Genomic DNA, 10785 nt, shown 5'->3' on the forward strand with positions numbered 1-10785 from the left:
ACACTATCATGGAATTTTTATTAGACACTATTGATTTAGCTTGTATTGAAAAATATGCTAAGGCATTACCGGTGGCAGGAGTAACTTCTAATCCAAGTATTGTAAAAAAACAAGGAAAAATTGATTTTTTTAATCACATGAAGCAAATCCGGCAAATAATTGGTCCCAGTGCTACTCTGCATATCCAGCTGGTTGGACAAACCGTTAGTGAAATGCTTGATGATGCACAAACTATTTTTGAACAAGTTGGTCCTGAGACCTATGTTAAGGTTCCAACAACTCTAACCGGGTTGGAGGTCATTAAAAAGCTGAAACAAGCGGGTCATAATGTAACGGCTACTGCTATTTATACTAAGTTACAGGGACTTTTGGCAATTTCAGCTGGTGCAGATTATATTGCACCCTACTATAACCGAATGCAGAATATGGGAATTAGTGCCCCAGAAGTAATCAAGGAATTCGCAGATGCGATAAAAAGCAATGACGCTCAAACTGAAATTTTGGCTGCGAGTTTTCATAATGTTGACCAAATTACGACTGCATTAGCCAATGGAGCACAAGCGGTCACTGTTGATCCATCTTTAATTGCAACTGGACTAAATCATCCTGCCATTCAACAAGCTGTTAATGATTTTACCAATGATTGGGAGGGTATTTTTGGTACAGGACAGACAATCACTAGTCTTTTAAAATAGTTTAAGTTGGAAATCATGACACTTTGGTCGATGATTTCTTAGCATATCAATTGATAAAATTACCCAACTTTAAGTAGATATATCGTAGATTAAACCACTGAAACATTAGGATTAGCTATTGAAAGTTTAACAGGAAGTTTATGTCAAAAATTTTTTGGTACAAGCTTATTTTTAACTGTGTATATGTGTTAATAATATAAAAAGAGTGGATAAAACAGATAGGTGTAACTTGAGTATCTGATTGTCCACTCTTTTTTAAAATCCAGTTATTTTTTTCCAAACATTTTTTTCTGTTGAAAAACCTAATTTTTATTATTTTTTAGTATCCGACCATTGAGCTATGCTGTTAGCGAATGCACCCTTGGGATTATGCCATTGAAAGTCATCATACCAAAGGGCACGTTTTCCTTGATCAAGTTTGTTAATTTGCTGAACATCTTCAGCGCTCAATGAGAAGTTAAAAATCTGGCTATTTTGAATAATTCGCTTTCCATGGGTAGATTTCACAACTGTGATAATATTTCGTTGCCATTCCCAACGTAAAATAATTTGAGCGGTTGAACGTCCATACTTTTTAGCCAAAGTCTCAATGACTGGATTTGTCAAAGATGCTCCACCGCCAAGCGGCGACCACGCTGTCATTTCAATCTTATGACTACGATCAAATTCTAAAATTTCATGTTCCTGATTAGTTGGATTGAATTCCATTTGGTTAACGGCTGGTACTATTTCAGCTTCATCAAGCAGGTTTTTCATTCGGTCATTATCAAAATTAGAAACACCAATGGCACGAATTTTGCCTTCACGATACAATCTTTCCATTGCATGATAGCTCTCAAGGTAAGTCTTATCTACCGGCCAGTGCATCAAATAAAGGTCGACATAATCCAACCCCAAATCTTTTAGTTGATTTTCAAATGCTCTAGAAACTTGGTCATAGTCTCCTTGTTCACCATTATAAAGTTTAGTTGTGACAAAGAGGTCGGAGCGTTTTAACCCTGATTGTTCCAAACCAAGCTTAATGCCAGCACCAGTTCCTTGCTCATTACCATACTGTCGTGCAGTATCAATTCCTAGGTAGCCATTTCGAATTGCGGTCGCAACTGAATCGCGAGACGTATGGTTATCGGTTTTCCAAACTCCTAGACCAAAGCGCGGCATTTTAACGCCGTTATTTAAGGTAATTGTTGAATGTAATCCGTCCATTATAAAACATCTCCAATCATTTTGTGAACCACATAAAGCATAACATATCAATTAAAACGATACCAAATATGAAGTTTATTAACCATTAGGGCTAGATAAAGTCCATGTAAGATTTCAGTAAGTGAGATGGTTTTTATTATTTAGTTTTATGTTATTTCAAGAATTTTTTTAAACACAAGAGAACTTTTTGAGCACAAAAAAGGTGAAGATTGCCTTTAGAAACCGTTTACACGAAAGAACCCGGATGCTATAGTAAAATCGTTATTAAAAAGGGGGATTAATAATTTCTAATGAACAGAAAGTTGAATGAAAAAGAGCATTATAAAATGTATAAGCAGAATGGGGGCTGGGTCTTTTCCATCATTTTTATTAGCGGGGGGCTTTTGCTCTCTAATTATCAGGTTAATGTCGTTAAAGGTGATACGGTATCCTCAACTATATTAAGTAAGGGCAGTCAAGTAAGTCCTGATGATACCAGCAATGCAGCAGCGACAAGTAGTAGTGCCGCAACATCAAGTGATACCAGCAATGCAGCAGCAACAAGTAGTAGTGCTGAAGCATCAAGTGATACCAGCAATGCAGCAGCAACAAGTAGTAGTGCTGAAACATCAAGTGATACCAGCAATGCAGCAGCAACAAGTAGTAGTGCTGAAGCATCAAGCGATACCAGCAATGCAGCAGCAACAAGTAGTAGTGCTGAAGCATCGAGCGATACCAGCAATGCAGCAGCGACAAGTAGTAGTGCCGCGACATCAAGTGATACCAGCAATGCAGCAACAACAACCAGCAATGTAACAGCGACAACTAGCGGCAGTTCAGTGACTAATAGTGTTGTGACAAATGAACAATATGATGAAGAATACAGGAATCAATTTCACTATTCACCATCTGAGAATTGGATGAATGATCCTAATGGTTTGTTTTACGATAGTACTACAGGTTTATACAACTTGTATTATCAATATAATCCTGATGGTAATGAGTGGGGAAATATGTCTTGGGGTCATGCAGTAAGTAAAGATATGATTAATTGGACCCAAGAAGATGTTGCAATACCAGTTTTAACTAACCAATCATGGGAAGATTTTACTTATACTAATACCACAGGGGATTTGGCTCAGTATGGAGAAGTTCGTTATGTTGGTACACCAACAACGAATTGGGGAGATTCCAACGGAGAAAAAGACATTTTCAGTGGAAGTATTATTGTTGATACTAATAATGTAAGCGGTTTAGGAAAAGGAGCGATATTGGCCTTTTATACCGCAGATTACCAGATTGCTACAAGAATAAATGACGGTCAAGATGGTGGATGGGGAACTTGGATTGGTTTAACTGAAATCCAAGAACAACATCTTGCATATAGCTTAGATGGTGGAAAGACCTTTATTCAGTATTCTCCAGATGGGAATTCTGCTAATCCACAAGCTATCATACCAGTTACGGCATCCAAAGGAGGGGATTCGGCCAATTTTAGAGATCCAAATGTTGTATATGATGCTCAAAATAATCAATATTTAATGACGGTAGTATCGGGACAAGAGGCTTTGATATATAAGTCTAAGAACTTATTGGATTGGGAATATGCCTCTACTATTCAAAGGCAAAGTGATGTTGGTGATGGCGTTTGGGAGTGTCCTGCATTAATTCCAATAACTGTCGCTGGTACAAATGAGGTCAAGTGGATTTTTAGTGTTAGTATTCAGCAGGGGGCTCAAGCAACAGGATCAGGGATGCAATATTATGTAGGAACTGTTGATGCAAATGGAAACTGGATTCCAGAAAGTGAAACTACATTGGCAAATCCAATGACATTTGATTCCGGAGAGGATTTTTATGCAGGAATAACCTTTGCAAATATGGGTAACGATCGTACTGTCATGCTTGGCTGGGAATCAAATTGGACCTATACAGGTGAAGCACAAACTACACCTTGGTATGGAAATATGACACTCCCTAGAGAATTGACTTTAGTTAAGGATTCGAACTCTACTGACGGATATTTGTTAAAAAATAATGTTATATCTGAAATAGAAAATAACGAAGAAGCTAATGTTATTAGTAATGATGACAATTCATATACACTTATGAGTGAAGAAAAGAAATTGGTAAATGAGGGTACAACCTATAAAATCAGTGCCACATTTTCCTGGGATACTGAAAATCCACCTAAAACGATTGGTTTTAAGCTGAGAATGTCGGATGATGGGAAGTATTACATGACTGTTGGTTATGATTTAACAACCCACCTTTTCTTTGTACAACGCTTGAATACAGGCGAATCGAACATGGGAAACCCAAGAGATAAAATGAATGCTTACGTCGATACAAGTAATGGTACTATTACGTTAACAATATATGTTGATGAAACAAGCATCGAAGCATTCGCAAATGACGGGGAGAAATCAATCACTCAAAACTTTTTTATGAGGCCAGAAAATATTGGTGATCAAGATACAACTGGGATTGCATTGTTTTCAGAAGGTGGAAGTGTAAATATTGAAAGTTTAACTTTGAACCCTATTGAAAGTATTTGGAATAACAGTGCAAAAGTTAATGTTAATTATGTAGATGGTGATGGAAACAATCTGTTAGATTCAAAACAATATACGGGAAAAATTGGGGATAATTATGATATTACAGCGCCTACAATAGATGGTTATTATTTAGTAAAAACTGAAACAGAAAATAAGAATGATAGCAATATTTATACAGCACAGGATCAGAATATTACGTATATATATAAAAAGGTCCAAACTTCACTTAACGTAAAGAACAGTACGATAATTGCTGGACCGAAGACGAGCTGGAATGTGACAGATAACTTAGTTAGTGCAACAGATGCTGAAGGCAAACCGTTAGATCTAAAAGATGTAACAGTTAGTGGTAGCGTAGATACGACAAAAGCTGGCAGTTACAAGGTAACATATAGCTACACAGACAGTCATGGTAATACAGTGACAAAAGATGCAATCATATTACGGTTGTGGCAAGTCAGGCAAGCATTAAAGCTAAGAACAGTACGATAACTGTTGGACCAAAGACGAGCTGGAATGCGACAGATAACTTAGTTAGTGCAACAGATGCTGAGGACAACCTAGTAGATCTGAAAGACATAACAGTTAGTGGCAGCGTAGATACGACAAAAGCTGGCAGTTACAGAATAACATACAGCTACACAGACAGTCATGGTAATACAATTTCGAAAACTATAAGTGTAACTGTAAGTGCAGAAGATTCTCAAAAACCTACTGATAATTCAGGATCTATCGGTAATGAGAACAATACAAGTTTCGACGATAATAATACCAATATGATTAACCATGATAATGTAAAAGATAGTTCAAATGAATTTGATAATTTGAGTTTCACTAATAAAAAGCCTGAAAGTACAGAAGTAGTTAATAATAAGGCCAGTACAATTCAAAATTCTAGAACAAAGAAAACACGTCTGAGCACCGTAAATAGTAAATTTCAAAACAAATTACCACAGACGGGGGAAAAAGACGAAAGTATAGTAACAGTTTGGGGTTTACTGTTAACTCTTCTAGGCAGTATTGGGACAATGGTTGGTATAAAAAAAAGTAGAAAAAAAGATGACTGATATTTTTCAAACAAAGCAGAACATATTTATCTAGAACAAAAGAAGCTAGGCCAAATTTTAATTTTTGAGGTATTCCTCATTTTGACCTGGCTACTTTTTTATGTCTCGAATATTTTCTTGAATATCGTTATCTTTGGCCACATTAGATTACTTTAAATTGTTAATCATGATGTTTTTCTTGATCTCTAATACGCTTATCTTTCCGCATACTTCCAGCGAAGAAAGCTAGTGTAACTGCGCCAATGGCGATTATGAACTCAATAGCAGACCAGTGGTAAACAACTGTCAGTCCAACAAGAATAATGTATGAAATCGCCAGCACCATATCCTTAGTACCTAAACCATGAAAAGATGGCATTAAAAAGTCACTCCTTTTGTTGTTTCTAAGTATAACATCAATAGCATCATCTAAAACAATATTAACTTTTGCACACAAATGAAGCAAACATTTTGTAAAACGATGAGTTTGTCACTAAAAATATGATAAAGAATGGAGCTATTACAATAATTGAAAATATTTTTACAATGAGAATAAGTTTAACATTGAAGTTTAAGTCAGCGTCTGAGCATAGAGATAGTATGCAAATTTAGGAAAAGCATAGGCATTTTCTTGGAGTTTTATGCCTCAGTAGGTTAGAATTAAATAAGAATGAAGACCCTTACAAGCGAAAGGAGATCGATAATATGGCGTATACACTTCCAAATTTACCGTACGATTATAGTGCATTAGAACCTTATATTGATGAGCAAACGATGAGATTGCATTATGGTAAGCATCATCAAACTTACGTCGATAATTTGAACGCAGCTTTGAAAGATCATCCGGAACTGTCTGAACTTCCAATAGAAGAGTTAATGGGGCAATTGGATAAGGTGCCTGAAAGTATTAAAAAGGCCGTACGCAATGGTGGCGGTGGGCATGCCAATCATTCCCTTTTTTGGAAACTTCTTTCACCGCATTTTGATACCAATCCGGAAGGATCACTGCGTGAAGCGATTGATAGTAAATTCGGTAGTCTCGAAGAATTCAAGCAGCAGTTCACAGAAGCCTCCTTAAGTGTCTTTGGTTCAGGTTGGGCATGGCTTGTGAAGAACAAAGCTGGCGACTTAAAAATTATGACAACAGCAAATCAAGATTCTCCACTTTCTGAGGGGTTAACGCCTGTCTTAGGACTTGATGTTTGGGAACATGCATATTATTTAAAGTATCAGAACCGTAGGCCAAAATATGTTGAAGCCTTTTGGCACATTGTAAACTGGCAAGAAGCTTCAAGTCGATTTGGTAGTGAGCTAGCAGGAATCGGTTCAGGAAGTTAAATAAAGCACTTGCAAAATCGCTAAAAAACAGCAATGTTATAGTTGCTCAAGGATTATTACCGTTATCATAAGTAGATAATGCCTGTCATCAATCGGATGTATGGACTAGCAATAGTTTACATCACGATTTGTGTACAGGCTTTTTTTATATCATTATCTGGGAAATCTAAGAAGAATCTATGAAAAAAGTCCAAATTGAATAGCAATATTATTTTGGCAAACAGTAGAAGTTAAATAAACCAAATAATTTAAAAAATTAAAATATGAGAATAAACGTTAAGTTTTAAATTCAATCAAAAACTACAAGCCCTTATCTAGAATTTTAGTGTAATAAAAAGCAGCCCTTAAAGTTCAAGCTGCTAAAAAACGATTGTTATCGCGTTTTTTAATTCTTTAAATTGCGAATAAGGTCTCTGTCTCTTGATAGATATGGCGCGCAACATCTGGATGATTCATTGTATATAAATGTACCCCATCCACATCCTGCGTTACCAAGTCAACAATCTGGTTAATCGCATATGCGAGGCCAGTTGCTTTGAGAGCCGCCGGGTCCGTTTGATATCTGTTAAGCATCGCAATAAATTTCTTTGGCAGGTAGCTGGCACTATTTTGAATTACATGAAGTGCCTGTGACCGATTAACAATCGGCATAATTCCAGCTAGTATTGGGACATCAATATTAGCTAGCGCACAATTTTCTCTAAATTGATAAAAAGTATCATTAGAAAAAAACATCTGAGTTATTAAGCAATCACAGCCAGCAGCTACTTTGGTTTGCAATCTTCTAATATCAGTTACTTTATCAGGCGATTCTGGATGACCTTCGGGATAACAAGCTCCAAAAATCTTAAAACTGTTATCTTTTTGTTTAATGTAGTCAATCAGGTCGGTAGCGTATTTAAAATCATTTTTGGGTTCTCTTCCTGGAACCAAATCACCACGTAAAACTAGAATATTATGGATGCCTACCCTCTTTAACTTGGCAAGAATGTAGTCAATTTGGCCTTTGTCGAAGTAACGTGCAGTCAAATGTACAACTCCAGGTATTTGCAATTCCTTTTCAATATATGAGGCTATCCTTAATGTTGAATCCTTGAAGTTAAGTCTCTTGTTATTGCATGTAACACTAATGAATTCGGGTCGTAAATCACCTAGTGCTTGAACTGTTTGATAGATTTTAGTATTTTGAACATTATTTGATGGTGGAAATATCTCAAAAGATATATGTGGTTTAGTCAATACCTTGTCCATGCACTAGCTCCTTTCGAACTTGCTGTGCTGCATTAGTTAAATTCACTAAGCTTTCTTTAGTTTCGCTCTCGCCGCGCGTCTTTAAACCGCAGTCGGGATTTACCCAAATATTTTGTTGTGGAACTTTTGCCAATATCTGGTGCAGTCCATTAACAATTTCAGACTTTGTGGGTACTCTAGGTGAATGAATATCGTACACACCTGGTCCAACAAGGGTTTTAAAATGCTGATCCTGTAATTGTTGCAAGATTTCTAAATTGGAACGAGATGCTTCAAATGAAATAACGTCTGCATCCATTTGATCGATTGCCTTAATAATGTCACCAAATTCACTGTAGCACATGTGGGTATGAATCTGAGTTGTTGCATGGACCTTACTATGAACCAATCTAAAAGCGGGAATTGCCCAATTAAGATATTCACTGTTCCAATCACTTTTGCGCAAGGGAAGTTTCTCACGTAAGGCAGCTTCATCGATTTGAATAATGGTAATACCATTTTTCTCAAGGTCTAAAACCTCTGCCTGGATAGCTAATGCAATCTGTAAAGTTGATTCTTCCAAAGAAATATCTTCACGAGGGAATGACCAATTCAAAATAGTTACAGGCCCGGTCAACATACCTTTAACAGGTTTATCAGTAAGGCTTTGAGCGTAAGTTGACCATTTAACTGTAATAGGCTCTGTGCGGCTGACATCTCCCCAAATGATTGGCGGTTTGACAGCTCTTGTTCCGTAGGATTGAACCCATCCATTTTTTGAGAAAAGGTAGCCTGAGAGACGTTGTCCAAAATATTCGACCATATCATTACGCTCAAACTCACCGTGAACTAAGACATCAAACCCAGCATCTTCTTGCCATTTGACCCATTCTTGAATATGCTGTTTGATAAACTCGTCATAATCGACTTGACTAATCTCTCCCTTACGTAGTGCAACGCGTGCATGTTTAACCTGTTTTGTTTGCGGGAAAGAACCGATTGTTGTTGTTGGTAAAAGTGGTAGGTGCAGCGCATCTTCCTGTTTTTTGCGGCGTTCTTCAAAATCAGGTTTACGTACAAAGTCACCTTCCGTTAGATTTTCGATTTTTTGATGCAATTCTGGATTTTCCGTAACCCTAGGAGTTACAAATAATTCTTGATTTGTTTGTAATAAATTCAATTGCTTTTTTTTTCTCAGTAAGTCTAATTCGGTCAGTTCGGTCAGCTTTTCACTCGCAAAAGAGAAATATTTTTTAACATCTGCTGAAAATGGTTCTGTAGTGACGGTATATGGAACATGCAGTAATGAACAAGATGTTGACAGAACAATTTGTTCAGCTGGTAAATCATGCAGCAAGTCGAGAGTCTGCTGATAATTATTTCGCCAAATATTTTTTCCATTAACAATTCCAGCAAACAGAATTTTTTCAGTAGGGAAACCTGATTCAACAAGTTTTTTGTTTTGTTTTCCTTCGATGAAATCAAGTCCGATTCCGTCAAAATCAAGATTAAGTACTTGACGGTATATGTCACGAATGTCACCAAAATATGTCTGCAATAATACTTTGCTTGTTCCTTTGCTAGCAAGAAGCTTCTGATAAAAGTCACAAACCCATTTAATTTGGTCATTCGTTAAATCATAGACAAGAGAAGGCTCATCAATCTGAATCCACTCGGCTCCATTTGAAGATAAATCGGTAAGTAAATCACCATACGCAGTTAACAAATCGTTAGTAAAGTCTTCAATTGTCACAGTGTTATCTAATTCGGAAAGCAGTAAAAGTGTAAATGGCCCAATGATTGTAGGCCTAGTGATTATTCCAAGTTCCTTTGCTTCGAGAAATTCGGTTTTAATTTTCCCGCCGTTATAATGAAAGCTAGTGCTTTTATTTAGCTGGGGTACGAGATAATGATAATTTGTATTAAACCATTTTTTCATTGGCCAAGCCTTAAAATCACCTGCATCACCTTGGTATCCCCGTGCTAACGCAAAGTACTTATCAATATCTGATAAAGACGAATTAGCTATTTCTGTGGGAAGGGCATTGAATAGAAAAGCAGTATCTAACATATTATCGTAAAATGAAAAATCATTGCTGGGAATTTGATCGATTCCAGCGCTCTGCAATTGTTTCCAATGCTTTTTGCGCAATTTTTTACCAACTTTTTTTAATTCAGCTGCTGTTATTTGTTTGCGAAAATATTTCTCGGTTGCAAATTTTAATTCACGTTGGGCCCCTATTCGGGGAAAGCCAATAATTGTTGTTGTCATCTATAAGACCCCTTAATATATTTATTGTTGACACTGTAACATAAAAAAAATTAAAATAATAACTGTTTTTTTTAATTATTAGTTATAGGTATTGCCTATAACAAATGTTAAAAAAACGATAATTTGTATAACAAAAATTATATTTAATACGAAAAAATATTGATATTACAAATAATTACGAGGAATTTTTTGAAAAAATGTATGAAATATGTTGGTAAGATTTGAGCAAGTGGGTAATTAGTTAGATTAAGAATTTGAATTTATAGAGTTCCCTTTTTGTGCGGATTATTTTGGTAATAATCTTGTTTTTCTAAATTTAATTTTATACTTCAAGTAATAAAATACTTTGGTTCTGAGTTAGCATAAAGTAACGTAAGTTTAATCAATTGGATGACTGAAAAAGTAGTAATAAAAGCGATTTCATTGAAGTGAACCCCCGAGATTGGACAACAATCTCGGGG

At 36.2% G+C, this 10785-nt stretch carries 8 protein-coding genes; 4 read left to right on the forward strand and 4 right to left on the reverse strand.

Features of this window, described 5'->3' with window-relative positions:
* The first annotated feature begins 8 nt into the window (after nucleotides 1–8).
* Nucleotides 9–695 (forward strand): fructose-6-phosphate aldolase, encoded by a 687-nt coding sequence (locus GSM_RS09125; RefSeq protein WP_029327414.1) that lies wholly within the window; start codon nucleotides 9–11, stop codon nucleotides 693–695.
* Between the two features lie 312 nt (nucleotides 696–1007).
* Here the strand turns inward: GSM_RS09125 and GSM_RS09130 are convergent, their stop codons facing one another.
* On the reverse strand, nucleotides 1008–1901 hold the full coding sequence (locus tag GSM_RS09130) for an aldo/keto reductase (protein ID WP_003689003.1): 894 nt from the start codon (nucleotides 1899–1901) through the stop codon (nucleotides 1008–1010).
* 290 nt (nucleotides 1902–2191) lie between these two features.
* Here GSM_RS09130 and GSM_RS09135 point away from each other — a divergent pair, with 290 nt between their 5' ends.
* Together GSM_RS09135 and GSM_RS09140 are read left to right on the forward strand one after the other, a co-directional pair.
* On the forward strand, nucleotides 2192–4930 hold the full coding sequence (locus GSM_RS09135) for a GH32 C-terminal domain-containing protein (protein WP_010078159.1): 2739 nt from the start codon (nucleotides 2192–2194) through the stop codon (nucleotides 4928–4930).
* Entirely contained in the window at nucleotides 4888–5505 is a 618-nt protein-coding gene (locus GSM_RS09140; protein ID WP_029327415.1) for a bacterial Ig-like domain-containing protein, read from the forward strand. Before GSM_RS09135 ends, GSM_RS09140 begins: the two co-directional genes overlap by 43 nt.
* Nucleotides 5506–5665: 160 nt before the next feature.
* On the opposite strand, the gene GSM_RS09145 is transcribed toward GSM_RS09140, so the two are convergent.
* Entirely contained in the window at nucleotides 5666–5863 is a 198-nt protein-coding gene (locus GSM_RS09145; protein ID WP_003689018.1) for a hypothetical protein, read from the reverse strand.
* Nucleotides 5864–6189: 326 nt separating this feature from the next.
* Between GSM_RS09145 and GSM_RS09150 the strand changes: the two genes are divergently transcribed.
* Entirely contained in the window at nucleotides 6190–6822 is a 633-nt protein-coding gene (locus tag GSM_RS09150) for a superoxide dismutase (RefSeq protein ID WP_003689019.1), read from the forward strand.
* 393 nt (nucleotides 6823–7215) lie between these two features.
* Here the strand turns inward: GSM_RS09150 and metF are convergent, their stop codons facing one another.
* Nucleotides 7216–8073 carry a methylenetetrahydrofolate reductase [NAD(P)H] gene (gene metF / locus GSM_RS09155; RefSeq protein WP_003689023.1) on the reverse strand — a complete coding sequence of 286 codons (858 nt, stop codon included), beginning with the start codon at nucleotides 8071–8073 and terminating at the stop codon, nucleotides 7216–7218.
* Nucleotides 8054–10324, reverse strand: coding sequence for a 5-methyltetrahydropteroyltriglutamate--homocysteine S-methyltransferase (metE, locus tag GSM_RS09160; protein ID WP_010078161.1), 2271 nt, complete (start codon nucleotides 10322–10324; stop codon nucleotides 8054–8056). Before metE ends, metF begins: the two co-directional genes overlap by 20 nt.
* Nucleotides 10325–10785 lie beyond the last annotated feature (461 nt).

Origin of the sequence: Liquorilactobacillus mali KCTC 3596 = DSM 20444, assembly GCF_000260415.1 — a bacterium.
Lineage (GTDB): Bacteria > Bacillota > Bacilli > Lactobacillales > Lactobacillaceae > Liquorilactobacillus > Liquorilactobacillus mali.

Bases quoted from the DNA above. Each gene is read 5' to 3' on its own strand.
- GSM_RS09150 (WP_003689019.1), top strand. From the start codon at position 6,190: ATGGCGTATACACTTCCAAATTTACCGTACGATTATAGTGCATTAGAA.
- metF (WP_003689023.1), bottom strand. From the start codon at position 8,073: ATGGACAAGGTATTGACTAAACCACATATATCTTTTGAGATATTTCCA.
- GSM_RS09125 (WP_029327414.1), top strand. From the start codon at position 9: ATGGAATTTTTATTAGACACTATTGATTTAGCTTGTATTGAAAAATAT.
- GSM_RS09145 (WP_003689018.1), bottom strand. From the start codon at position 5,863: ATGCCATCTTTTCATGGTTTAGGTACTAAGGATATGGTGCTGGCGATT.
- metE (WP_010078161.1), bottom strand. From the start codon at position 10,324: ATGACAACAACAATTATTGGCTTTCCCCGAATAGGGGCCCAACGTGAA.
- GSM_RS09135 (WP_010078159.1), top strand. From the start codon at position 2,192: ATGAACAGAAAGTTGAATGAAAAAGAGCATTATAAAATGTATAAGCAG.
- GSM_RS09130 (WP_003689003.1), bottom strand. From the start codon at position 1,901: ATGGACGGATTACATTCAACAATTACCTTAAATAACGGCGTTAAAATG.